This is a genomic window from Kocuria sp. ICS0012 (assembly GCF_001665945.1).
GTDB classification, from domain to species: Bacteria; Actinomycetota; Actinomycetes; order Actinomycetales; family Micrococcaceae; genus Kocuria; species Kocuria marina.
Genome location: NZ_LZMM01000058.1, coordinates 23001 through 46990, shown reverse-complemented (window position 1 = coordinate 46990; position 23990 = coordinate 23001). Strand labels below are relative to the sequence as shown.

25 protein-coding genes, 4 tRNA genes, 1 pseudogene and 1 riboswitch are annotated in these 23990 nt (G+C 69.1%); of the genes and pseudogenes, 4 read left to right on the top strand and 26 right to left on the bottom strand.

Features of this window, described 5'->3' with window-relative positions; all coding sequences use genetic code 11:
- Positions 1-118 precede the first annotated feature (118 nt).
- The 14 genes from A5728_RS09665 to arsB form a co-directional block, all read right to left on the bottom strand.
- A complete protein-coding gene (locus tag A5728_RS09665; protein WP_064846826.1) occupies positions 119-364 on the bottom strand; it encodes an HGxxPAAW family protein in 246 nt (81 codons plus the stop codon).
- A 132-nt stretch (positions 365-496) separates the two neighbouring features.
- Positions 497-1138, bottom strand: coding sequence for a Trp biosynthesis-associated membrane protein (locus A5728_RS09660; RefSeq protein ID WP_064846825.1), 642 nt, complete (start codon positions 1136-1138; stop codon positions 497-499).
- Positions 1139-1140: 2 nt separating this feature from the next.
- Positions 1141-2730, bottom strand: a complete 1590-nt coding sequence (locus A5728_RS09655; protein WP_064846824.1) for an anthranilate synthase component I — start codon at positions 2728-2730, stop codon at positions 1141-1143.
- Positions 2731-3135, bottom strand: a complete 405-nt coding sequence (gene hisI / locus A5728_RS09650) for a phosphoribosyl-AMP cyclohydrolase (RefSeq protein ID WP_231885604.1) — start codon at positions 3133-3135, stop codon at positions 2731-2733.
- Positions 3135-3899 (bottom strand): imidazole glycerol phosphate synthase subunit HisF, encoded by a 765-nt coding sequence (hisF, locus tag A5728_RS09645; RefSeq protein ID WP_064846823.1) that lies wholly within the window; start codon positions 3897-3899, stop codon positions 3135-3137. The genes hisI and hisF overlap by 1 nt, the downstream gene beginning before the upstream one ends.
- A 48-nt stretch (positions 3900-3947) precedes the next feature.
- A complete protein-coding gene (hisG, locus tag A5728_RS09640) occupies positions 3948-4793 on the bottom strand; it encodes an ATP phosphoribosyltransferase (RefSeq protein ID WP_064846822.1) in 846 nt (281 codons plus the stop codon).
- Positions 4794-4862: 69 nt separating this feature from the next.
- The gene (locus A5728_RS09635) at positions 4863-5126 is read right to left on the bottom strand and encodes a phosphoribosyl-ATP diphosphatase (RefSeq protein ID WP_035962118.1); all 264 of its coding nucleotides are present in this window, start codon (positions 5124-5126) and stop codon (positions 4863-4865) included.
- Between the two features lie 114 nt (positions 5127-5240).
- Entirely contained in the window at positions 5241-5720 is a 480-nt protein-coding gene (gene ribH / locus A5728_RS09630; RefSeq protein ID WP_064846821.1) for a 6,7-dimethyl-8-ribityllumazine synthase, read from the bottom strand.
- The gene (gene ribA / locus A5728_RS09625) at positions 5717-6418 is read right to left on the bottom strand and encodes a GTP cyclohydrolase II (protein WP_082943382.1); all 702 of its coding nucleotides are present in this window, start codon (positions 6416-6418) and stop codon (positions 5717-5719) included. Before ribA ends, ribH begins: the two co-directional genes overlap by 4 nt.
- Positions 6415-7809, bottom strand: a complete 1395-nt coding sequence (gene ribB / locus A5728_RS09620; RefSeq protein ID WP_082943381.1) for a 3,4-dihydroxy-2-butanone-4-phosphate synthase — start codon at positions 7807-7809, stop codon at positions 6415-6417. The genes ribA and ribB overlap by 4 nt, the downstream gene beginning before the upstream one ends.
- 88 nt (positions 7810-7897) lie before the next feature.
- Positions 7898-9067 carry a bifunctional diaminohydroxyphosphoribosylaminopyrimidine deaminase/5-amino-6-(5-phosphoribosylamino)uracil reductase RibD gene (ribD, locus tag A5728_RS09615; RefSeq protein ID WP_082943386.1) on the bottom strand — a complete coding sequence of 390 codons (1170 nt, stop codon included), beginning with the start codon at positions 9065-9067 and terminating at the stop codon, positions 7898-7900.
- Between the two features lie 95 nt (positions 9068-9162).
- The gene (pnuC, locus tag A5728_RS09610; protein ID WP_064846819.1) at positions 9163-9870 is read right to left on the bottom strand and encodes a nicotinamide riboside transporter PnuC; all 708 of its coding nucleotides are present in this window, start codon (positions 9868-9870) and stop codon (positions 9163-9165) included.
- Between the two features lie 147 nt (positions 9871-10017).
- Positions 10018-10193: riboswitch (FMN riboswitch) on the bottom strand.
- 57 nt (positions 10194-10250) lie between these two features.
- The gene (locus A5728_RS09605) at positions 10251-10691 is read right to left on the bottom strand and encodes an arsenate reductase ArsC (protein ID WP_064846818.1); all 441 of its coding nucleotides are present in this window, start codon (positions 10689-10691) and stop codon (positions 10251-10253) included.
- The gene (arsB, locus tag A5728_RS09600) at positions 10688-11821 is read right to left on the bottom strand and encodes an ACR3 family arsenite efflux transporter (protein ID WP_064846817.1); all 1134 of its coding nucleotides are present in this window, start codon (positions 11819-11821) and stop codon (positions 10688-10690) included. Before arsB ends, A5728_RS09605 begins: the two co-directional genes overlap by 4 nt.
- 55 nt (positions 11822-11876) lie before the next feature.
- On the opposite strand from arsB, the gene A5728_RS09595 reads away from it, so the two are divergent.
- The gene (locus A5728_RS09595; RefSeq protein ID WP_064846816.1) at positions 11877-12233 is read left to right on the top strand and encodes a helix-turn-helix transcriptional regulator; all 357 of its coding nucleotides are present in this window, start codon (positions 11877-11879) and stop codon (positions 12231-12233) included.
- A 46-nt stretch (positions 12234-12279) separates the two neighbouring features.
- On the opposite strand, the gene rpe is transcribed toward A5728_RS09595, so the two are convergent.
- The 6 genes from rpe to A5728_RS09565 form a co-directional block, all read right to left on the bottom strand.
- Entirely contained in the window at positions 12280-12945 is a 666-nt protein-coding gene (rpe, locus tag A5728_RS09590; protein WP_064846815.1) for a ribulose-phosphate 3-epimerase, read from the bottom strand.
- Positions 12946-12989: 44 nt separating this feature from the next.
- Positions 12990-14687 carry an RsmB/NOP family class I SAM-dependent RNA methyltransferase gene (locus A5728_RS09585; protein ID WP_064846814.1) on the bottom strand — a complete coding sequence of 566 codons (1698 nt, stop codon included), beginning with the start codon at positions 14685-14687 and terminating at the stop codon, positions 12990-12992.
- Positions 14684-15634 carry a methionyl-tRNA formyltransferase gene (locus A5728_RS09580; RefSeq protein WP_064846813.1) on the bottom strand — a complete coding sequence of 317 codons (951 nt, stop codon included), beginning with the start codon at positions 15632-15634 and terminating at the stop codon, positions 14684-14686. Before A5728_RS09580 ends, A5728_RS09585 begins: the two co-directional genes overlap by 4 nt.
- Complete coding sequence (gene def / locus A5728_RS09575; RefSeq protein ID WP_064846839.1) at positions 15631-16311, bottom strand: peptide deformylase; 681 nt, start codon at positions 16309-16311, stop codon at positions 15631-15633. The genes A5728_RS09580 and def overlap by 4 nt, the downstream gene beginning before the upstream one ends.
- A gap of 45 nt (positions 16312-16356) precedes the next feature.
- Positions 16357-17277: a hypothetical protein gene (locus A5728_RS09570; protein WP_064846812.1), complete on the bottom strand. Its 921-nt coding sequence runs from the start codon at positions 17275-17277 to the stop codon at positions 16357-16359.
- A gap of 179 nt (positions 17278-17456) precedes the next feature.
- A tRNA-Val gene (locus A5728_RS09565) sits at positions 17457-17528 on the bottom strand.
- A 243-nt stretch (positions 17529-17771) separates the two neighbouring features.
- Here A5728_RS09565 and A5728_RS09560 point away from each other — a divergent pair.
- From A5728_RS09560 to A5728_RS09550, 3 genes are all read left to right on the top strand, one after another.
- A tRNA-Gly gene (locus A5728_RS09560) sits at positions 17772-17844 on the top strand.
- Between the two features lie 57 nt (positions 17845-17901).
- Positions 17902-17972 (top strand) — tRNA-Cys (locus tag A5728_RS09555).
- Between the two features lie 36 nt (positions 17973-18008).
- Positions 18009-18083 (top strand) — tRNA-Val (locus A5728_RS09550).
- A 223-nt stretch (positions 18084-18306) separates the two neighbouring features.
- On the opposite strand, the gene A5728_RS13665 is transcribed toward A5728_RS09550, so the two are convergent.
- From A5728_RS13665 to A5728_RS09520, 6 genes and pseudogenes are all read right to left on the bottom strand, one after another.
- The gene (locus tag A5728_RS13665) at positions 18307-18699 is read right to left on the bottom strand and encodes a MerR family transcriptional regulator (RefSeq protein ID WP_231885603.1); all 393 of its coding nucleotides are present in this window, start codon (positions 18697-18699) and stop codon (positions 18307-18309) included.
- 206 nt (positions 18700-18905) lie between these two features.
- A pseudogene (locus A5728_RS14980) lies at positions 18906-19595 on the bottom strand (ornithine cyclodeaminase family protein); the annotation flags it as partial.
- A gap of 186 nt (positions 19596-19781) precedes the next feature.
- On the bottom strand, positions 19782-21941 hold the full coding sequence (nrdE, locus tag A5728_RS09535) for a class 1b ribonucleoside-diphosphate reductase subunit alpha (RefSeq protein WP_064846810.1): 2160 nt from the start codon (positions 21939-21941) through the stop codon (positions 19782-19784).
- Positions 21938-22432: a class Ib ribonucleoside-diphosphate reductase assembly flavoprotein NrdI gene (gene nrdI, locus A5728_RS09530; RefSeq protein WP_064846809.1), complete on the bottom strand. Its 495-nt coding sequence runs from the start codon at positions 22430-22432 to the stop codon at positions 21938-21940. The genes nrdE and nrdI overlap by 4 nt, the downstream gene beginning before the upstream one ends.
- A 128-nt stretch (positions 22433-22560) precedes the next feature.
- The gene (gene nrdH, locus A5728_RS09525; RefSeq protein WP_064846808.1) at positions 22561-22797 is read right to left on the bottom strand and encodes a glutaredoxin-like protein NrdH; all 237 of its coding nucleotides are present in this window, start codon (positions 22795-22797) and stop codon (positions 22561-22563) included.
- A 295-nt stretch (positions 22798-23092) separates the two neighbouring features.
- Entirely contained in the window at positions 23093-23950 is an 858-nt protein-coding gene (locus A5728_RS09520; RefSeq protein WP_064846807.1) for an NAD(P)H-binding protein, read from the bottom strand.
- Between the last annotated feature and the right edge of the window lie 40 nt (positions 23951-23990).

Here is a 23990-nt window from a genome sequence, read left to right as displayed (position 1 = left end):
TAGTTCTCGGTGCACGCCGGCGTACGGTGCACCCGGCGCGCGGACGACGATGACCAGTTCCCCGACAGCGCGGAACTGGTCATCGACGGATGAATGCGGTACCGATCCCCTGCGGCGATCAGTGGGACTTGGTCTTGGACCCGCCCTTGCCGTACCCCATGGACTTGAGCACGCCGCCCACGATCACGCCCACGATGATCAGACCGATGCCCACGACCGTCACAGGGACCGAAGCCATCACGAAACCCATGCAGCCCACGATGACACCCACGGTCATCACGCCCACACAGGCCCACGCGGCCACGGTGTTGCCGTGGCCCACCGCGGCGGTGTGGTCCAGGATGATCTGATCGGTGTTCGACATGCGTGTCCACTCTCCCGTGCCGGTTGAGCCGCTCGGCTCTTGGATTGCCGGTCCCGCGTGAGCCGTGGGACCGAGGATTCTCTGACCCCATTGTGCCACTTCCCGGCGCGTGCGCGCCGCAGCCCACGCGGTTCAGTCGGTTTGTGTAGGATCCTCGCCGCGGGTCAGCGCGTCCCACGTGTCGATGTCGTCCGCGTGCTCCGCGGCCTGGGTCTCCCCTGCCGAGGCCTCGCCACCCCGCGGGTGCATCGCGGCCGTCGTCGCGGCGGTTCCCACGCTGCCGGCGACCGCAGCGCGATCGTAGCGTTGCGCATTGCGCCGTCGCGCGTGCCGGGCGACCACCGCGAGCCACACGCCGCACAGTGCGAGCAGCACCGCGGCGGTCACGGCGGCCCACGGCCACCCGGTAAGGGCGTAGTCCCCGCCGTCGTTGATCACACCCGTCTGCGCGCCAACCGTGGGTTGCGCGGCCGCACGCGAGTCCCCCGTGACGGCCAGCACCGCGAGCACCGCGCCCACGCCCGCTAGCGCGACGACGGCGCCCACGATCATGCGCAGCACCCGGCCTCCCAGCGTGGAGGCCACCGCGGCCACGGCGGCGACAAGACCCAGGGCGGTGACGGCCGGAGCGGCGTCGGCCCCGGGGACGTCCACCGTGACCGACTGCAGGGACGTGGGGACGTCCGCGTGGATCCAGGTGGCGGTGGTCGTGGCGAACAACGCCAGGGCACACAACAGCGTGACCAGGACGGCGGGTGCGGTGCGGCGCAGCAACGTCAGCTCCTCGGGGGACGGGAGGCCCGGGTGTCCGTGCCCGGCTCGCGCAGGGTCTGGGCGATCAGCGCGGCGCGCAACGGCGCGGTGGCCTTGTTGAGGGATTCCTGGGCCTCGGACTCGGGATCCGAATCAGCCACGATACCGCCGCCCGCCTGGACGTACGCCGTACCCTCGAGCAGCAGCGCCGTGCGGATCGCGATCGCCATGTCCATGTTCCCCGCGAAGTCCATGTAGCCCACGACGCCGCCGTAGACGGCCCGGCGTAGCGGTTCGTACTCGTCGAGCAGGCGCAACGCGCGAGGCTTGGGCGCGCCCGAGAGCGTGCCCGCGGGGAACGTGGCGGCGAGGACGTCGTAGGCGGTGACGTCCTCGCGCATGCGCGCGACCACCGTGGAGCACAGGTGCATGATGTGGCTGAAACGCTCGATCTCCATGAACTCGCTCACGTCCACGCTGCCGGGCTCGGCGACCTTGGAAAGATCGTTGCGGGCCAGGTCCACGAGCATGAGGTGCTCCGCGCGTTCCTTCTCGTCCGCGAGCAGGTCCTGGCCCAGGGCCACGTCCTCGTCCACCGTGGCACCGCGCGGGCGGGAGCCCGCGATCGGGTGGGTCATGGCCTGGCGGCCCGTGACCGTCACGAGCGCCTCGGGTGAGGAACCCACGATCGAGTACGGCCGACCTTGGGCGTCCTCGAACGAGTACAGGTACATGTACGGGCTCGGGTTGATCCGGCGCAGCGTGCGGTAGACGTCCAGCGAGCTCGCGTGGCACTCAGCCTCGAAGCGGCGCGAGACCACCACCTGGAAGATGTCGCCGTCCACGATCGCCTGCTTGCCGCGGTCGATCGCGGACATGAACAGCTCCCGGTCCCACGACTGGCGCGCGACGGACTCCACGTCCGTGAGCTCCGGTGCTCCCTGCTCCGCGATGGACACCGTAGTGCGCTCGAGCGGGGTGGCCAGGCGGGTCACCATGGAGCGCAACCGGGACACGGCGTCGTGGTAGGCGGCATCCACGTTCTCGTCCGTGCCGTTGACGTTCACGGCATTGGCCACGAGCAGCACGGAGCCGTCCTTGCTGTCGTGCACGGCCATGTCCGCGACCAGGTTCATGGCCAGCTCGGGCATGTGCAGGTCATCCTCGGGCGGGTTGGGCAGGGTCTCCCAGCGGCGCACGGCCTCCCAGCCCACGAAACCCACCATCCCGCTCGTGAGCGGTGGGACGCCCTCGAAGGGTGCGGTGTGCAGCAACTGCATGGTCGCGCGCAGTGCGTCGAGGGGATCGCCGTCCACCGGTGCCCCGGCCGGTGCGTCACCGATCCAGTGCGCCTGCCCGTCCCGGGAGGTCAGCGTGGCCACGGAACCGGCACCCACGAACGAGTAGCGGGACCACACCCCGCCCTCCGCAGCGGACTCGAGCAGGAACGTGCCCGGGCGGGGTTCGCCCTCGCGGGTCACGAGCGCGCGGTACAGACCCACGGGGGTCAGTGAGTCCGCGAGCACCGTGGTGCGCACCGGGATCACGCGGCGGGTCGCGGCATACTGCCGGAACTCCTCAAGGGTGGGGGTGATGCTGCCGAGTTCGTGCATTTAAACCGCCTGTTCCGCGTGGAGGTCTCGATCGTCGAAACACGTGCGCGAGCCCGTGTGGCATGCCGCGCCGTGCTGGTCCACCTGCACGAGCAAGGCGTCCCCGTCACAGTCCAGGCTCACGGAGTGCACGCTCTGGTAGTGCCCGGAGGTGTCCCCCTTGCGCCAGTACTCCTGGCGGGACCGCGACCAGAAGGTCACGCGACCCTCGGTCAGGGTGCGGTGCAGGGCCTCGTCGTTCATCCAGCCCAGCATGAGCACCTCCTTGGTGTCGTACTGCTGGATGATCGCCGCCACGAGTCCCGCCTCGTTGTGCGAGAGCTGCTCGGCGATGCGGGGGTCCAGGTTGTGGGTCGTGAACTCGTCCGTGGCGGTACTCATCCGCGTCTCCTGGTTCTGGGACATCAGCGCACCTCGTAACCTGCGGCACGCAGGGCGTTCTTGACGTCCGCGATCGCGTCGTCCGGGCCGAAGTGGAACACCGAGGCCGCCAGCACCGCGTCCGCGCCGGCGGCGACCGCGGGCGGGAAGTGCTCGGGTGCCCCGGCCCCGCCCGACGCGATGAGCGGAACGTTTACCCGATCCCGCACGGCGGAGATCATCTCCAGGTCGAAGCCCTCGCGGGTCCCGTCCGCGTCCATCGAGTTGAGCAGGATCTCCCCGACCCCGCGTTCCTCGGCCTCCCGGGCCCACTCGAGCGCGTCCAGGCCCGTGAGCGTGCGCCCACCGCGCGTGGTGACCTCGAAACCGGACGGGGTGTTGCCCGTGCGTTTCGCGTCCAGGGACAGCACGAGCACCTGGTTGCCGAAGCGGTTCGTGATCTCGTCGATGACCTCCGGGCGCGTGACCGCCGCGGTGTTGATCGAGGCCTTGTCCGCGCCGCAGCGCAGCAACCGGTCCACGTCCTGCGCCGTGCGCACGCCGCCCCCCACGGTCAGGGGGATGAACACCTTCTCTGCGGTGCGGGCCACGACGTCGAACATGGTGTCCCGCTCGCTCGAGGACGCGGTCACGTCCAGGAACGTGAGCTCGTCCGCGCCGGCCAGGTTGTAGCGCGCCGCGAGTTCCACAGGATCCCCCGCGTCCCGCAGGTTCTCGAAGTTCACGCCCTTGACCACGCGCCCGGCGTCGACGTCCAGACACGGAATGACTCGTACGGCCACACCCATTACGCCACCGTCCTTACTGCTCTCGACTTCTCTTCGCCCGCGCCCGCGTCAGATCCGCGCGGCCTGGATGGGTGAGACCAGGATGGCCCGGGCCCCCACTTCGTAGAGCGCGTCCATGACCTTGTTGGTGTCGCTCTTGCGCACCATCGCGCGAACGGCCACCGCGCCGTCGTGACCGAGCGGGGAGATAGTGGGGCCCTGCATACCCGGGGTGATCTCGGTGGCGGCGGCCAGCAGGTCCTCGGTGATGTCGTAGTCCATCATCACGTACTGCCGCGCGACCAGCACACCCTGCAGACGACGTCGCAGCACGCGCAGTCCCTCGGGTTCCGGTTCGTCGCCGCGGCGGATGAGCAGCGCCTCGGAGGTCATGATCGGTTCGTCGAAGATCTCGAGGCCCGCCGCGCGCAGGGTGTTGCCGGTCTCCACGACGTCCGCGATCGCGTCCGCGACACCCAACCGGATGGAGGATTCTACGGCGCCGTCCAGGCGCACGACCTCGGCATCCACGCCGCGGTCCGCGAGGTAACGCTCCAGCAGCAACTGGTAGCTCGTGGCGATCCGCTTGCCCTCGAGTTCCTGCACGGACTCGAACTGGCCGTGCGGGCCTGCCAACCGGAAGGTGGAACGGGCGAAGTCCAGGCCCAGCTCCTCCTCGGCCTCCGCGCCGGAATCGAGCAGCAGGTCCCGTCCGGTGATCCCCAGGTCCAGGGTGCCGCCACCCACGTAGATCGCGATGTCCCGCGGGCGCAGGTAGAAGAACTCCACGTGGTTGTCGTTGTCCACGAGCACGAGTTCCCGGGTGCTGCGCCGCTGCCGGTAACCGGCCTCGGTGAGCATGGTGATGGCGGCTTCGGACAGCGCGCCCTTGTTGGGCACGGCTACTCGCAGCATGGGATTCCTTTCCGCGGGGCGCAGATGACGGGGATCGGGGCGGTGCCCGGAGCGGGTGACGCGCGGGGCTCAGAGGTACTTGTAGACGTCCTCGAGGCTCATACCCTTGGCGATCATCATGACCTGCACGTGGTAGAGCAACTGGGAGATCTCCTCAGCGGCCTCGGCGTCGGACTCGTACTCGCACGCCATCCAGACCTCGGCGGCCTCCTCGACGACCTTCTTCCCGATGCCGTGGATCCCGGAGTCCAGTTCCGTGACGGTCCTGGATCCCTCGGGGCGTTGCTCGGCCTTGGTGCGCAGTTCGGTGAAGAGGTCTTCGAAGGTTTTCACCCCTTCAGGGTAATGGGTGCGCGTGCCCGTCCCGAACGCGTGGCACATGCACGCCGCTCGCGGCCGGCCTCCGCGGATCGAGCGTGGCGGACCGGCCGCGAGCGTCTGCTCCGTTCAGACCCCGTGCTCGCGCAGGGTCAGGGCGGTGCTCAGGGCGGCGTGGGCGGCCTCGTAGCCCTTGTCCTCGTGCGAGCCCTCGAGGCCGGCGCGGTCCAGGCCCTGTTCCTCCGTGTCACACGTGAGTACGCCGAAGCCCACCGGGGTCCCGGTGGCCACGGACACGTCCGTGAGTCCGGAGGTCGCGGCGTGGCACACGTAGTCGAAGTGCGGGGTGCCGCCGCGGATCACGACGCCGAGCGCGACCACCGCGTCCGCCGTCTCCGCCAGGCGGCGGGCGGCCACGGGCAGCTCGAAGCTCCCGGGCACGCGCACCCGCACGACCGTGCCGGTGTTCGCTTCCGTGAGGGCGCGCAGGGCGCCGTCGAGCAGCCCGTCCATGATCGTCGTGTGCCAGCTCGCGGCGACCACGGCCACGGTCAGGTCCGAGGCGTCGAGGTCCGAGGCGAGGGTGGTCGGGGCGCCGTGTCCGCTCATGATGTTTCTCCTGGGTTGAGGTGGGTCAGGTGGTGGTGCATGCGGTCGCGCTTGGTGCGCAGGTAGTCCAGGTTCTCGGTGCGCGCGTGGACCTCGTGGGGGATCACGTTCGCCACGGTGATCCCGAGCGCCTCGAGCTTGGCGACCTTGTCCGGGTTGTTGGTCAGCAGCCGCACCGTGGTCAGGCCCATGGCCGCGAGGATCCGGGCGGCGGCGGTGTAGTCCCGGGCCTCCGCGGGCAGCCCGAGCATGGTGTTGGCGTCCACGGTGTCCGCTCCGCCGTCCTGGAGCTTGTAGGCGCGCAGCTTGTTGATCAGCCCGATCCCGCGGCCCTCGTGGTTGCGCAGGTACAGCACCGTGCCCCCGTGGCGGGAGATCCGTTCCAGCGCCAGGTGCAGTTGCGGTCCGCAGTCACAGCGCCACGAGCCGAAGACGTCCCCGGTGAGGCACTCGGAATGCAGCCGCAGCAACGGTGGCAGAGCGGCTTCGTCGGCGGGCGGGGGTGCCGTGAGCGAGACGTGCTCGGCGGCGGGGATCCCCGACGGCTCCGGAACGCGCCAACCGGTCACCGAGAACGTGCCGTACTCGGAGGGCACGGTCACGGGGTCGCTGTGGTGCAGGGGCTCCGCTCCCGGAGCCGCGTGATTGTCGGCCGGTGACGCGTGTTCGGGGATCTCACCGTGGTCGAAAACGCTCATGCGATGCGGTCTCCCTCCCCCGTGGTGTCCACCGACGGCGCGGTGGCGCCCCCGGCGACGTCGACGGCGCTCGGTCGAGTTGTGCCCTTCGCGTCCTGAGCCGCGGCACCGGCGTCGTTCGCGACCGCCCGCGGGACGGCGTCCTCAGCGGCATCCGTCGCGTCCAGGTGGGCGATCAGATCGGCGATGCTGATCATTACGAGCCCGTGCTCGTCCGCGAACCGCCGCAGGGCGGGGGCGCGCAGGGGCTGCCCGGCGTCGTCGACGATCTCCGCGATCGCACCCACGGGCTCGCACCCTGCGAGCCGCGCGAGCTCCACGGCGGCCTCGGTGTGCCCCGCTCGTTCGCGCACCCCGCCAGGGACCGCGCGCAGCGGCAGGATGTGGCCGGGCCGCGTGAGCTCGGCCGCGGTGGTGCCGGGCAGCGCGAGCAGTCGCGTGGTCAGCGCCCGGTCCCGCGCGCTGATCCCGGTGGTGATCCCGGTGCGGGCGTCGCACGTCACGGTGTACGCCGTGGCCTTGGCGTCCTCGTTGTGCTCGGTCATGGGCGGCAGGGCAAGCCGGTCCGCGCGCTCGTCGGTCATGGGCACGCACACCACCCCGGAGCTGTGCCGGATCGTGAAGCCCATGAGGGGCTGGGTCGCGTGCTGGGCCGCGAACACCAGGTCGCCCTCGTTCTCCCGGCCCTCGTCGTCCACGACAACGACCGCGGCACCCGAGGCCATCGCGGCCACGGCGTCCGCGACCGGATCGAGGGCGACGCCGCGCGGTGTCGCGGGTGCCGCGTACGAGGCCAGGCGCTCGGCGTACTTGGCGAGCACGTCCACCTCGAGGTTGACGGTGGAACCCGGCGTGCGAGCGCCGAGCGTGGTCGCGCGCAGGGTCTCCGGGATCAGCCCCACCTCGAACCACGCCTCGGGCTCGTCCGTGGAGTTCACCGCAGTGACCGTGAGGGACACGCCGTCCACGGCGATCGAACCCTTGACCGCGATGTAGCGCGCAAGTGCCACGGGAACTCTGATCCGCACGGTCTCCCATCCGGTGTGGGACGTGCGCTGCACCACGGTGCCCACGCCGTCCACGTGCCCCTGAACCACGTGCCCGTCCAGGCGCTGCCCGGCTGCGGTGCAGCGTTCCACGTTCACCAGGTCACCGTGTCCGAGCGCCCCCAGGGTGGTCAGGCGCAGTGTCTCACCCATGACGTCCGCGGTGAAGTCCCCCGCCGCGCCCGAGGGGACCGCGGTCAGGCACACCCCGTTAACCGCGAGTGAGCCGCCGTGGGGCAGGTCCGCGACGAGTGGCCCCGCGGACACGTGCAGCCGGGCGGCGTCCTGCGCCAACCGTTCCACACGTTCCACGGTGGCCTGGGCTTCGACAATTCCGGTGAACACTGATTCTCCTTGGGGATCCGGGGTGCGCGGGGTTCTCGGGAACTTCCCGGCGCGAGGTCTTGGTGTGCTGCGTCAGTTCAGGGGCGTGTCATGGGGCGTCGGGTACGGGACCCGCGGGCCGCAAGTGCCACCGTCCATCGACGCCCACGCGGCTGATCGCCTCCATCTGCTCCGTGGCCTCTTCGTGGCCGGGGTGCGCGAGGTCCGCCGGGTGCCGCACGGGGTCACCGCGCCATGACGACGCCGCGGCAAGCGTCCCGATCCCGAGCGACGCGACCGACGCAGCGCCGTCCCCGAGGATCAGTGGGGCCTGGTACAACCACAGCTCGTCCACGAGATCGGCGGCGAGGAACGTGGCGGACACCGTGGGCCCGCCTTCCACGAGCACGTGGGAAACCCCGCGTTCACGGAGGTGTTGTAACGCCTCGGCGGGATCGTGCGTGGTGAGGTGGATGAACCGCCCGTCGTGCCCGCGGTCGGCGTATGCGACCTCTCCGTGATCCGTTCCGGTGTCTCCCGGGGCTCCACGTTCGGTGTCTTCCCGGGGCGCGCGGTCGACGACGCCGCGCCGGACCTTGGCATCCGCGGGCACGGGGCGGGTGCTCATGACTGCCCGCAGGGGTTGTCGCGCGAGGGGTTCACCCGCGGCATCCCGCGCGGTCAAGGTCGGGTCGTCCGCGCGCAGGGTCCCGCCGCCCACCAGGATCGCGTCCACCCGGGTGCGCAGGGCGTGGCCCTGATCCCGAGCGGGTGCACCCGTGATCCACTGGCTCGTCCCGTCCGCGGCGGCCACGCGGCCGTCGATCGTCTGCGCGAGTTTCAGCGTCACGAACGGTCGCGCATCATGCTGGGCGATGAACCAGCGGTCATTGAGATCGTGGGCTTCCCTCGCGAGCAGCCCCTGACGCACGTCCACCCCGTGTGCGGCGAGGAACGCGCCGCCCCCGCGGGCGGTGTCGGTGCCGTCGGCCACCGCGTAAATGACCCGGGGGATCCCCGCGTCGAGGATCGCGCGCGAGCACGGGCCGGTGCGTCCGGTGTGGTTGCAGGGTTCGAGGGACACGACCATGGTGGTGTCCTCGAGAGGTGTCCCCGCCTCACGGGCCAGACGCAGGGCGTCCGCCTCCGCATGCGGGGTGCCCGCCCCGCGGTGATGACCCACGTGCAGGATCTCCCCCGCGGCGGAGAGGATCACGGCGCCCACCACGGGATTGGCCCCGCGGATCCCTCGCCGAGCCGCTTCCAGAGCGGCGCGCATCGCCTCGTTTTCCGCCGCCGAGTAGTCGCGGGACGGCCCCGCCCCCGGACGGGAGCGGGGCGCGGGCCCCGGCGCAGCGGCGTCGTCGTACGCCGTCACTTCTCGTCCTCACCCACGGACAGGCGCAGGTCCGGGAAGCCCGTCTCGATCGTCGCGCGACGGCGCTGGCGCGTATTCACGCGCCACCACACGAAGAACCCTGCGAGCGTGAACGCGCCGTAGAACACGTACATCAAGCCCGAGGCGTAGTAACCGGCGGAGAACAGGAGGGGCACGCCCACGATGTCCACGGCGACCCACAACAGCCAGAACTCGACCCAGCCCTTGGCCATCCCGAGCGTTGCGAGCAGCGAGCCCATGAAGATCCAGGCGTCCGCCCACACGGGTTCGTACGAGCCCAGGGCACGGAAGATGGGCGTGAGAAGTGCCGTCCCGAACACGAGGGCGACCACCAGGAACACGCGTTCGCGGGCGGTGGCCCAACGCGGGGACACGGCCTCCTCGGACGCCCCTCGGGACCGGCGCCACTGCACCCAGCCGTACACGGACACCGCGATGAACATGACTTGACGGCCGGCCTGGCCCAACAGGTTCACGGGGTTGGGGGTGTCGAACACCGCGCCCAGGAAGACGGTCAGCAGGATCGCGTTGCCCACGATCCCCACGGGCCACGCCCACACTTTGCGGCGCATCCCGCCCAGCGCGGACAACAGCCCGAACACGTTGCCGAGCACCTCGCGCCACAGGATGAAACCGTCACCCACCCGCAACTGCGCGTCGAACAACCAACGCAGGACCTCCACGGTGTCTCCTCTCACCCGCCACTGTCGGTGGTCCCGGGGAGGAATGCGCACACGCGTCGAACACGATCGCGCGGCGGAGCACGTCACAGCACCACCCGACGGACCGCGATCGCGTGCGACCGCGCACGGTCAGGACGCCGTGACGCTCACGTGTGCCTACCATCCAGACTGTACTGTCGGTACCGGATTTCCACCGGTTCGGCCGATCCCTCCGTGCGCATCCCCGGTGGTTCCCACGGGAACCTGCTCGGTGCTGTGCACGGTGTTCACGGTTCGCGGACTGTCACCGCCGGTTCGGAATTGCACCGACCCCGGAACACGTTGCTGCGCTCATTATGCCACGCGGCCTCACCATGCCCATGATCGGGGACACCGCGCGGTCACGTCCTGTTCTTCCGGCCGTTCTCCCGGCCCTGCAGATCCGAGAGCAGTCCGGCGACGCGGGCCTTGATGTCGTCGCGGATCCTGCGCACGTCCGCGAGGGGCTGACCGGCCGGGTCGTCGAGGTCCCAGTCCTCGTAGCGCTTGCCCGGAAACACGGGGCAGGTGTCCCCGCAGCCCATGGTGATGACGACGTCGGAGGCCCTGACCTGCTCCGCCCGCAGGAGCGTGGGCACGGCTGCGGTGATGTCTATGCCCTCCTCAGCCATTGCCTCCACGGCCACCGGGTTCAGGCTCTCTGCCGGTTCGGACCCGGCCGAACGGACATCGATGCTGCCGCCTGACATCGCGGCCAGGTAGCCCGCCGCCATCTGGGAGCGGCCCGCGTTGTGGACGCAGACGAAGAGCACGGTCGGTTTCGTGGGTGATGGTGCGCTCATGACGCGGTCTCCCGGGTTCGGTGGGTGGGGACGGAGGGATCGTTCGGGAACACGCGCGGGCCGGCCCACAGTGCCACGTAGACCAGGCCGATCAGGACGGGCACTTCGATCAACGGCCCCACGACGCCGGCCATTGCCTGCCCGGAGGTAACACCGAAGGTGCTGATGGCCACGGCGATCGCCAGTTCGAAGTTGTTGCCCGACGCGGTGAAGGCCACCGTGGCCGACTTGCCGTAGTCGAGCCCCACCGCTTTCGAGGCGAAGAGGCCGATGACGAACATCAGAACGAAGTACACGAGCAACGGCAGCGCGATCCTGACCACGTCGAGGGGCTGTGAGGTGATGGCGTCCCCCTGGAGCGCGAAGAGCATCACGATGGTGAACAGGAGGCCGTACAGGGCCCACGGGCCGATCGCGGGGAGGAACTTCTCTTCGTACCAGTCCCGGCCCTTCGCCCGTTCACCCAGGACGCGGGTGAGGAAGCCGGCGAGCAGGGGGATGCCGAGGAACACCAGGACGGATCCCACGATCGCCCCCACGGAGAATTCGGCCGTGGTGGTCGGCAGCCCCAGCCACGACGGCAGGACCTGGAGGTAGAACCACCCAAGAGCGCCGAAGGCTACGACCTGGAAGACGGAGTTGATGGCCACGAGCACGGCCGCACTCTCCCGGTCGCCGCATGCGAGGTCGTTCCAGATCAGGACCATGGCGATGCACCGGGCCAGGCCCACGATGATCAACCCGGTGCGGTACTCGGGCAGATCGGGCAGGAACACCCAGGCGAGCACGAACATCAACGCCGGTCCCACGACCCAGTTGAGCACGAGCGACAGGCCCAGCAATCGCTTGTCGCCGGTCACGCGGCGGGTCTCGTCGTAGCGCACCTTCGCCAGGACGGGATACATCATCACCAGCAGACCGACTGCGATCGGCAGCGACACCTGTCCGATCGTCATGGCTTCCAAGGCCGTGTTCAGCCCCGGCACCAGCCGACCCAGCAGCAGGCCCACGCCCATGGCCAGCAGGATCCAGGCCGGCAGCCACCGGTCCAGGAACGACATGCTCTGCCTCACCGGTGCGGAGGCGATGGTGGTACTCACGGGCGGCGAGCTCCTCGTATCGACGGTCATCTATGGGACACACGCTACGAGGTCATATAGATGTCCGTCAATGTAAAATCTCGGTATGAAAGCACCCGCGCAACGACCCGAGCTGATCGATGAGAAAGCAACCGAGTGCTGCTCGCTCGCCTCCTCGCCGCTCGGGGCCGGCGAGGCCGAGCGCATGACCGCGAAGCTCAAGGCGCTCTCCGACCCGACGCGCCTGCGGTTGCTCTCCCACATCGCCACGCAGGGCTGCGACGCAGTGTGCGCCTGCGACCTGCTGGACGTCCTCGACATCAGCCAGCCCACCGTGAGTCATCACCTCAAGAAGCTGGTGGACGCCGGACTGCTCACACGCGAGCAGCGCGGCAAGTGGGCGCACTACACCGTGGTGCGCGGCGCCTTCACGGAACTGCGTGAACTCCTGGACCTGCGCTGACAGGCAAGGCGTTCTCCGCGGACCCGTCATCGGGGCGCGCATAAATTCAGGCCCGGTGCTCCCGCGCGGTCCTGCGGAGTGCCTCGATCGCGGCGGCGGGGTCGTCCTGGCCGTAGACCGCGGAACCGGCGACGAACGTGTCCGCCCCGGCCTCCGCGGCGCGCACGATGGTCTCCTCAGTGATCCCGCCGTCCACCTGCAGCGCGATCGTGCCCCCGTGGGCCTTGACCGCCGCCGCGGCGCGGCGCAGCTTGGGCAGGGTCACGTCCAGGAACTTCTGGCCGCCGAAGCCGGGTTCCACGGTCATGATGAGCAACATGTCCAGCTCGGGCAGCAGGTCCAGGTACGGCTCGATCGGCGTGGCCGGGCGTACGGCGAGTCCCGCACGGGCACCCGCCGCGCGCAGTTCACGCGCGAGCTTGATCGGCGCCGTGGCGGCTTCCGCGTGGAACGTCACGGATGCGCACCCGGCCTCCGCGTACGCCGGGGCCCACCGGTCCGGGTCCTCGATCATCAGGTGCAGGTCCAGGGGGATCGGGGAGACGGCCTGCAACCGTTCCACGACCGGCAACCCCAGGGTCAGATTGGGGACGAAGTGGTTGTCCATCACATCCACGTGCGCCGCATCCGCGTTCGAGATGCGCTGGAGTTCCTCCGCGAGCCGGGAGAAGTCCGCGGAGAGGATTGACGGGTGGATGTCACAGCGGGACATGGTTCCTCCTGGGAATAGTTCCGGATCAATGACCGAGCCGCGGCTCACGCGCTCTTGCGCAGCGCGACCATGAACATGGCGTCGGTTCCGTGGACGTGCGGCCACAACTGCACACTCGTACCCCCGCCGGGGACGTCGTGCCCCGCCGCCCGAGCGTCGTCGAGCGCGCCGGGCAGGGCGGCATCCAGGGCGAGCTGCGCGGTGTCCAGGACCGACACGTCGCCGCGCCGCGCCAGGACGTCCTGGAGCACGTCGTGCGTCTCGGCGGTGTGCGGCGAACACGTGGCGTAGAGCACCACGCCGCCGGGGCGGGTGGCGTCCAGCGCGGCGTCGAGCAGCTCACGCTGCAGCGGGGCCAGGTTCGCGACGTCCGACGGCGTGCGCCGCCATCGCGCTTCGGGACGACGCCGCAGCGCGCCCAGTCCGGTGCACGGCACGTCCACGAGCACCCGATCGAAACGCGTGTCCTGGCCGGACGGGATCTGCCGGGCATCGCCGGTGCGGACGTGCCACGCCTCGTGGTCCACGGCCGACAGCGCCTGGCTCACGAGGTCACTACGGTGCCCGCTGACCTCGTTGGCCAGCAACGTGGCACCGCGCTCGTGGGCCAATGCCGCGAGCAGCGCCGCCTTCCCGCCGGGTCCGGCACAGAAGTCGGCCCACGCCCCGCTGTCATCGGCCACGGGCACCTGCGCGAGCACGCGGGCCACGAGCTGGGAACCGGCGTCCTGGACACGCACCGTTCCCTCCCGCGTGCCCGGGACGCGGTGGACGTCTCCCCCGGCGCTGACCGCGCTGTTCGGGACCAGGTCACCGGGTTCGGCGACTGCTGCGAGTGCGGGCTCGAGCGAGCCGATACCGGGCAGGGCCACGAGGTGCACACGGGGCGCCTCGTTGTCCGCTTCCAACAGGGCCTCGATCTCCGCGGTGTCTCGGCCGTTGGCGCGCAGGGACCGGCGCAACGCGCGGACCTCCCACACCGGGTGGGCGTGGCGGACACCGAGCTGCCGCAGCTCGTCGGTGTGCTCGGCGGCGAGCGCGTCCAGCCATTCGTCGTGGCTGCGCCGGGTCACCTTGCGCAGGACGGCGTTGACGAGTCCCGAGGGTCCCTGCCCGATCTCCCCGCGCACCAGACCCACGGTCGCGTCCAGCGCGGCGTGATCGGGGACGCGCATCGCGAGCAACTGGTGCACGCCCAGGCGCAGGGCGTCCAGCACCGCGGGGTCCAACTGGTCCAGCGGGCGGTCCACGCACTTCTCGAGCACGGCGTCCCACGTGCCACTCCACCGCATGGCCCCGTAGGCGAGCTCGGTCGCGAACGCCGCGTCCCGCTTGTCGAGGCGGTTTTCACGGACCAGGCGTGGCAGCACGAGATTCCCGTAGGCGTCCTCCGAGTTGACCGCGCGCAGGGCCTGATATGCGGTCAGCCGTGCGGGATCGGAGCGCTTGCGACGCTGCGAGGGCGCCTGCGCGGAGTAGGAGCGCTCGTGCTGGGCCAGGCGGTTGCGCTCGTGGCCCTTGGCGTCGCGACGCGAGCCGTCCCCCGCTCGTCGATCCCTCCCGCCGGCCTCCCGGGGCGAGCGGTCGTCACCACGGCGCCCACCGGAGTCGCGGGGCGAGCGGTCGTCGCGGCCCCGGCCGCCGGCATCACGGAACGGACGATCGTCACGACGGCGGTTGTTCCCCCGAGACCGGTCGTTGCCGCTACCGGCGTGGCCGCGGTGCTGCTGGTCCCGACTCATCCGAAGGCCACCTGTTCCGTGTTCTGCTTGCCGCGCGCCCAGTCGAGGGCCGCCATGGGTTTCTTGCCATTGGGTTGCACGCGGGTCAGCTCCACGGCGTAGGACCCGGTGCCCACGAAGACCCGCTTCTCCCGCAGCTCCACGTGGCCCGGGGCGATCCCGGTGACCTCCGGGGCGGGGATCACGCGGTCGAGCTTGAAGCGCTGGCCGTCGAGTTCGGTCCACGCACCGGGTTCGGGGGTCACACCGCGCACCCGGTGAGCCACGGCCACGGCGGGATGTGACCAATCGACGCGCCCGTCCTGGGCCGTGAGTTTAGGGGCAGCGGTGGATTCACCGCGTTGCGGCGTGGGGTGCACGCGGCCCGAGGCCACACCGAGCAAGGATTCCGCGAGCAGGGGCGAACCTTCATGTGCGAGCCGATCCAGGACCGAACCGGACGTGTCCTCCGGACGCACCTCGTCCGTGAGGGTGCCTACCACGGGGCCGGTGTCCATGCCGTCGTCCAGGACGAAGGTGGTGGCCCCGACCACGGAGTCCCCGGCCATGAGGGCCCGCTGCACCGGGGCAGCGCCGCGCCACTGGGGCAGGAGGGAAAAATGCAGGTTGATCCACCCGTCCTCGAAGACCTCCAGGGCCGGTCGCGGCAGCAGGGCGCCGTAGGCCACGACCGCCGCGATGCTCGCGCCGGTGTCACGCAGGGTGTCCAGGAGTTCGCCCCGGACCCGATTGGCCTTGATCACGGGCAGTCCGAGCTCATCGGCCCGACGACCCACCGCGGACGGGGCCATGACCTTCTTGCGGCCCACAGGGGCGTCCTCACGGGTCAGCACCGCGGTGATCTCGATCCGGGGATCCTGGTGCAGTGCCTCGAGCGGGGGGACGGCGGTCTCCGGGGTTCCCGCGTACAGGATCTTGAGGGGCTGCTGGTTCGTGTCGGGGCTCATCGGGCATCACCCGCCGCGCCGAACGCGGAACCGGCCGTGTGTGCGGCACCGAATGCGGATCTGGCCTTGCCGGACGCGGCACCCGAGGTGCGGGCCGCACCGAAAGCCGACCCAGCGGCGTCGTGTGCGTCCGATGTTGAGTGACCCGCGCGCTGCGCCTCGCGTTCGCGCGTGACACGGGCGGTCGTGTCCGTGAACGACTGCGCGCGCAACTGCCGCATGGCGTCCTTGCGCTCGTCACCCACGAGACGGTCGACGTAGAGCATGCCGCCCAGGTGATCGTTCTCGTGCTGGAAGCAGCGGGCCAACAGGCCGGTGGCCTCACGGTGCACGGGCTCGCCGTGGCAATCCACCCCGGTGAGGACGGCGTGCTCGGCGCGGGGGGTCTCGTAGGACAGGCCCGGGACCGACAGGCAGCCCTCGCCGCCTTCCTGCGGCTCCTCCCCCATGCTCAGCTGGGGGTTGATCACGTGCCCTTCGTCCCCGTCGATGCCCCACGTGAAGACGCGCAAACCCACGCCCACCTGCGGTGCGGCCAGACCCACACCGCCCACGGCGTACATGGTCTCGATCATGTCCCGGACGAGGGCAGCCAGGGCGTCGTCGAACTGCGTGACCTCCTGGGCCGGGGTGCGCAGGACGGGGTCACCGATGGTACGAATGCGCAGAATACTCACCGCGGAGTGCACTCCTCATGGGGGTCGTGGGACGGGGTGTGCCTGTCAGTCTACGGCGGGGCCCGCGACCGTCTCGGCCGTCACGACCTGCGTGCCGCCCGCCACGCGACCCGTGGGGAGGGAATCCAGGGGCGGGGGCGCGATGCTGCGCAGTTGCGCCCCGGCGGTGGCCAATTGGGAATTGCGCGCCCACACCTTGGCCAGGGCGCAGAACTTGTACCAGTGCACGGGGAGGTGCTCGGGCGCGGCCTGCACGGTGAGCGCCTCGGTCTCACCGATCGCCACGGCCATCAAGACCTCCGCGTCCCGGTAGCGCCACGGTTCCCACTCCCCCGCCGTAGCGTCCACGAGGGATTCCTCGGCCTTGAGCCCGGCCACCAACTGGGTCACGACCTTGGGGTCCGGGGCCTTGACCCGCCCGGCGCGGTCGGTCCCGCGGGTCTTGTAATCGATCAGACACACCTTGCCGCCGATGCGTGCCACGAGATCCAGAGTGCCGGCGTAGCCCACCGTGGAGTTCCATACCGTGATCTCCGCGGCCAGCGGTTCGGGGCGGAACAACTGCCACCATTGGTCCGCACTGTCCGCGAATCGGGTCTCGTGGTGTTCTGCGAGCGTGTCCCGGGCCCGGTCCACCTCGTGGTCGCGGCCCATGGCCCGCAGCGCGAGCTGCTCGCAGTAGTCGTGTACGCGGTCACCGCGCTGCGCCGCGTGGTCCCGGTGCCGCTCCGCCGCCTTGGCCGCGTGGCTCACGAGCGAACGACGACGCCGCGTGTCCCGGAGCGCGTCCGGCAACTGGGGATCCGTGGCCAGGGCCTGCGCTGCGGTGTAGGCGTACCAGCCCCCGAGGTCGTTGGCCTCGCACCCGATGACCGTGGTGATGGAGGGGACCTCGAGGTCCCCTCCCTCACTCCGGGCGTACATCCGGCCGGTGGCGGTCTGCTGGGCCAAGCGGGGTTGAGTCATGGGCTCAGCGTAGGAAGGGGTCCAGACACGGACAACGATCACGGGCTCACCCGGGCGGAGCGGGCTCGGACGTCCGTCCAGGAGCCGGACTTCACGCGGTCGGGGCCGGACCGACCGGTCCGATCGGCCTTGGACACGAAAGAACCCGGCCCCTCCCGGGACCGGGTTCCTCGTTACCGTGCGCGATACTGGGATCGAACCAGTGACCTCTTCGGTGTGAACGAAGCGCGCTACCGCTGCGCCAATCGCGCTTGCAACGTTGAAGACTCTAGAACACTTCGTCCAGGAACGGCAAATTCCCCGGCGTCCGCGATCGATTTGCCCGGACCCGCTCCGGTGGGTAATGTTCTTGCTCGTTGGCAGCGCCCCGAAAGCGAAGTCCTCCGATGGCAACACCCCGGATGGACAAGCACGGAAGGGCATGAAGTCTTGTGATAAAGTTTCCGCTCGGAAGAACGGAGCACTGAGTTCCAGGGCCTCGATCGACCGACAATGCGGACGTAGCTCAGCTGGTAGAGCATCACCTTGCCATGGTGAGGGTCGCGGGTTCGACTCCCGTCGTCCGCTCGCAGTTTTCGACCCTGGTCGAGACCTGAGACCTTGTCCTCCAAGGATCTGGTCCCCGGTGGGGTGGCCGAGTGGTTAGGCAGCGGCCTGCAAAGCCGTCTACGCGGGTTCGAATCCCGTCTCCACCTCGGTGCAACCACCTCGTTCAATATGATGAACATTGAGCGCGATTGGCGCAGCGGTAGCGCGCTTCCCTGACACGGAAGAGGTCACTGGTTCGATCCCAGTATCGCGCACCAGACAAGGCCCCGGAACACTACTTTCCGGGGCCTTTCGAGTGCCACCGCTGACCTACGACCCGGCGGCGCGCACCGAGTGGGAGACATGGCCCAGAGCCCGCAGCACCCGGGTCAGCCGATTGTAAGAGACCATTCCCCGCACCGCGCGGGCCACGATGACGTCCCAGGACGGCGTCTCCCCCGGTCCACGGGTGACCCAGTGGCCCGCACGCCCTCCAACAACTCACCGAGCGCCCGGCGCGGCCCGCTTGCCACGTCCGGCCACCCCAGCTGCGTGAGCATGTCCCGGATCATCGGATCCTCCCGGCGCTCCGGGGGCCCGCTGGCCTCGGCAGGTGACAGGCCCGCGGCGAGCGCCTGGGCGATTTCGAGGGCGTCCACGAGGGGCCCGCCGCGGATCGTCGATCAGGGTGACCAGCGCACGGATGTCGGGGATCGTGGCACCGGCCTCCTCCCGCAGTACCCGGATGAGCTGCAGGCGTTCCGCGTGACCCTGATCGTAGTCCTGCCGCGTGGCGGTGAGCCTGGTACCGGCGGGCGACAGTCCCTCCCGACGGTAGAACTTAATGCCGGCCGTGGTGGTGTTACTGACCTCGGCCAGGGCATTGAGCAGCATGACGCAGCTCCCTCGGATAGTCCTCCGCGCGCCAGTTGTCCTGATGGCGCGCGCTGGATACCCCAACCTTCATCCACCCCCACGGCCTGACCTGGCTGCACGGACTCGCCGCGTTCACGCTCTTCTCGGTGGGGTTGGCCATGTGGGGGATCCTGCACGGCGACGTCCGAATGCGCCGGCGGAACATGCTCGTGGGATCCCATGGCCACGACGCCCGCGGTGTCCGGCACCAGGGCACCGTCGAAGAGGGGCTCCGCCGCCGACGTCGTGCACACCACCACGTCCGCGTCGCGTACCTCGCTCGCGTCCCCCGATCGGGCCGCGAGACCCAGCGTGCGGGCGTAGTCGACGGCGGCGTCCACCTTGCGCGGAGTCCGGCCGCACACCACGACCTCCGTGAACGAGCGGATCTCGGCGAATGCCGCGATGTGGGCGAGCGCCTGCGGCCCCGTGCCGAACACCACGAGCTTGGTCGCCTCCTTCGGGGCCAGGTAATCGGTGGCCACGGCCGAGATCGCGGGGGTCCGTAGGGTGGTGAGGACGTTGCCTTCCAGCAGAGCTCGAAGACTCAGGGTGGCCGAGTCCATGAGCATGTAGGTGGCCTGGATGCGGGGCAGATCGCGTTCGGGATTCCCGGGCGAGACCGATGCGACCTTGATGCCTGCCCAGTCACCAATGACCGACGGCATCAACAGCAGGTGGCCCTCGCCGGCGGAGACATTGCTGCGCGCGGGGTCATCTTCCGGGCGGAATCCGGAACGCAGCGTGGCTTCGAGAAGCCGACGTGCACGCTCGGCGGGAACCGCCCGCACGATCTGTTCCTCGGTGTACCACGCGGGTGCACCCTGGATTCCTGTCGAGCACTGCTTCTGGGGGGTCGATTCCGCGGTGGTCATGATGCGGTTCCTCCCAGGGATGCGGTGCTCCGGCATTGGCCGATTCACTGTCTCGACCGTTCCGTCAGCATATCCCCGGCCAGGGCCGGACTTCAGGGAAAAACTCCCGCCCCACCCGGCTAAGAGACCCGGGTGGGGCGGGAGCGGCGTCGTTGCCGACGCGGTGCCGTCAGGAGACGGCGGGGATCACAACATGCAGGAGACGCAGCCTTCGACCTCGGTACCCTCGAGCGCCAGCTGGCGGATGCGGGAGTAGTACATGGTCTTGATGCCCTTGCGCCACGCGTAGATCTGCGCGCGGTTGATGTCGCGCGTGGTGGCGGTGTCCTTGAAGAACAGCGTGAGGGACAGGCCCTGGTCCACGTGCTGGGTCGCGGCGGCGTACGTGTCGATGATCTTCTCGTAGCCGATCTCGTACGCGTCCTGGAAGTACTCCAGGTTCTCGTTGTCCATGAACGGCGCCGGGTAGTACACACGCCCGAGCTTGCCCTCCTTGCGGATCTCGATCCGCGAGGCGATCGGGTGGATCGAGGACGTGGAGTTGTTGATGTACGAGATGGACCCCGTGGGCGGGACCGCTTGCAGGTTCTGGTTGTACATCCCGTCCGCCATGACCTTCTCGCGCAGCTCACGCCAGTCGTCCGCGGTGGGCAGGGCGATGCCCGCCCGCTCGAACAGCTCGGCGACGCGCGGCGTGGCGGGCTCCCACACGCCGTCGACGTACTTGTCGAAGAACGTGCCGCTCGCGTAGGCCGACTTCTCGAAGCCCACGAAGGACTCGCCGCGCTCCTTGGCGATCAGGTTGGACGCGCGGATCGCGTGGTAGGTCACCGCGTAGAAGTACATGTTGGTGAAGTCCACGCCCTCGGTCGAGCCGTAGTGGATGTGCTCCTTGGCGAGGTACCCGTGCAGGTTCATCTGCCCCAGGCCCACTGCGTGGGACATCTCGTTGCCGCGCCGGATGGAGGGCACCGAGTCGATGTTGGACATGTCCGAGACCGCCGTGAGACCGCGGATCGCGATTTCGATGCTCGCGCCGAAGTCCTGGGACTCCATGGCCATGGCGATGTTCATGGACCCCAGGTTGCACGAGATGTCCTTGCCCACCTGCGCATACGTGAGGTCCTCGTTGTACACGGAGGGCTCGGAGACCTGCAGGATCTCGGAGCACAGGTTGGACATGATGATCTTGCCGTCGATGGGGTTGGCGCGGTTCACCGTGTCCTCGAACATGATGTACGGGTACCCGGACTCGAACTGCACCTCCGCCACGGTCTGGAAGAACTCGCGGGCGTTGATCTTCTTCTTGGCGATGCGGGAGTCGTTCACCATCTCGTGGTACTTCTCGCTCACGTTGACGTCCGCGAACGGCACGCCGTAGATCCTCTCCACGTCGTACGGGGAGAACAGGTACATGTCCTGGTCCTTCTTGGCCAGCTCGAACGTGATGTCCGGGATGACCACACCCAGCGAGAGGGTCTTGATGCGGATCTTCTCGTCCGCGTTCTCGCGCTTGGTGTCCAGGAAGTTGAGGATGTCCGGGTGGTGGGCGTTCAAGTACACCGCGCCGGCGCCCTGGCGGGCACCCAGCTGATTGGCGTAGGAGAAGGAGTCCTCGAGCAGCTTCATCACGGGGATGACACCGGAGGACTGATTCTCGATCATCTTGATGGGCGCACCGGACTCGCGCAGGTTGGTCAGCGCGAACGCCACGCCACCGCCGCGCTTGGACAGCTGCAGCGCGGAGTTGATGTTGCGCCCGATCGACTCCATGTTGTCCTCGAAGCGCACCAGGAAGCACGAGACGAGCTCGCCGCGCTGCTTCTTGCCCGCGTTGAGGAACGTGGGCGTGGCCGGCTGGAACCGTCCGGAGATGATCTCCGCCACGAGCCGCTGCGCGAGGGCCTCGTCCCCGTCCGCGAGGTACAGGGACACCATGACCACGCGGTCCTCGAACCGTTCCAGGTAACGCTGACCGTCGAAGGTCTTGAGCGTGTATGACGTGTAGAACTTGAACGCGCCCAGGAAGGTCTGGAACCGGAACTTGTAGCCGTAGGCCTGCTTGGACAGCGCCTTCACGAACTCGAAGCTGTACTTCTCGAGCACCTCGGCCTCGTAGTACTGGTGGTCCACGAGGTACTTGAGCTTCTCCTCGAGGTCGTGGAAGAACACGGTGTTCTTGTTCACATGCTGCAGGAAGTACTGTCGCGCGGCCTGGCGGTCGGCCTCGAACTGGATCTTGCCGTCCGCGTCGTAGAGGTTCAACAGCGCGTTGAGCTCGTGGTAGCCCAGCCCGCGGTACTTCTCGGGGCAGGTGGGATCCTCGTGACCGGGTTCGACGCTCACGCCCGGGGTTGCATGGATGCTTGCCAAAACTTGTCCAATCCTTGGGTAACCTTCTCGACGTCCTCGTCGGTTCCCATGAGCTCGAACTTGTAGAGCAGGGGAACCTGACACTTGGCTGCGACCTTCTCCGCGGCGACGCAGAACAGGGGGCCGAAGTTGGTGTTGCCCGCGCCGAGCACCCCCAACAGGTGCGCGCGCGAGACGGGATCGTTGAGAAACTTCACGACTTGCGGTGGGACCGATCCCGCTCCCCCGGGACGCCCGTAACTGGGCACTGCCAGCACGTAGGGTTCGTCAATGCGGGGAGCGGTCTCGGTGGTCTTCAGGGGCAACCGGACGGACCGCACCGGGAGTTTGGTGACGAACCTGTCCGTGTTGCGCGTCACGGAGGAGAAGTACACCACTAGGGGTGCATCATCCCCCGCGACGACGGGTGTGCGATGGAGTTCCCGCTCCTTCGCCTGGGCGAGAACCGTGGCGAGAGCACTCATGCCGGGTCACTTCGATTCTGGGGGGGTCGTACCAATTCGTGTGATTCCGGGGGCGGGCTGGCGGTGGGGTTCGGGGCCACTCGCCCGGGTGGTGCCAGGCCGCCCGCGGCGGCCCGTCCGTTTCCGGCTCAGGCGGAGCGCAGCAGGGCCAGCGCGTTGATCTTGTCCGGGCGGAAGCCGGACCAGTGCTCGGTGGCGGTCTCCACGACGGGGACCTGCTGGTATCCCAGGCCCACCACGTGCTCGTAGGCGGCGGTGTCCTCGGTGACGTCCACGACGGTGTAGTCGATGCCCTTCTTGGTGAGAGCACGGTAGGTGGCGTTGCACTGGACGCACGACGGCTTGGAATACACGGTGACAGACATAGCCCATTCTCCTTGCGGGAAGTACCAATTTTCGGGCGCTTCCGGGGCCGTTCGGCTCTGGATCCGGGTGGTGCGCCAGGTGGTTGAAGATCTACGTCAATACTACATCTAGTGTCGTGTGCCGGAACAGGACCCAACATGATGTGGTCGTGTGATCCACAGGGGGATGTTGTCTTTTCCCTGGGTTGTCCACAGGGGCCGCGTCCGGGAGCCCTGAGAACACGCGGTTCTCGCGGGGCCCATGTGGACAAGACGGGCGGGGGAAGTCACGAAAAATTTTTTTGCACAGCGTGTCTCACGCGCCGCGCAGCACGTCCTCGAGAGAGCGGGGCGCGTGCCCGGTGAGCATCTGGACGTCGTTCGTGACGCGCGAGAGCTCCCCCGAGGCGATCGCCGTGTACGTGGAGAGCCAGCCCTCCATCTGCCACGGCTCGGGGTCGTAGCCAGCGCGGGACGCCCGGGCCTGCTCGAGGGTCTCGGGCTCGTAGCGGTGGTCCTGCCCCGTCACACGGGTCATGATCCGCGCCATTTCGTCCAGGGTGAGTGCACTGGGACCGGTCAGGGTGTAGGCCGCGCGCTCGTGCCCTCGCGGATCCAGCAGCACCGCGAGCGCGGCGTCGACGACGTCGGCGCGGGCCACCGCCGCGACCCGCCCGTCCCCGGCGGGCCCGCGCAGGACGCGGTCGGCGCTGGCGAAGTCCGGGAAGACGTCCAGGTAGAAGTTGTCCCGCAGGAAGGTGTACTCGAGACCGGCGCGCTCGATGGCCTGCTCCGTGGCGTAGTGGGTGCGGGCGAACGTGAAGGTCGCGTCCGGTGCGGGTGCCGCGAAGGACGTGTAGACCACCCGGCGCACGCCCGCGCGGGACAGCGCCTCGACCATGGCCAGTTGCTGTTGCTTGCGATCCGCCGATTCGGACGCGGACACCAGGAACACAGTGTCCAGTCCCGCCATCGACTCCGCGGCCCCTTCCGGGTCGGCGAAGTCCATGGTGGCGGCGTCGAGCAGGCCGTTCGCTGCGGCCACGTGGGACGCGACCTGGTGCGGGGAACGCACGAGCAGCCGGTGGGCGACGCCGCGTTCTTCGAGCCGGCGCGAGACGGCCCCGCCGATGCGTCCCGTGGCGCCGGTGATGCCGAGGGTCGTGTGTGCCATGGTTCCTCCGTTCGGGGGTGCATCCGACAATGTGCTCGGG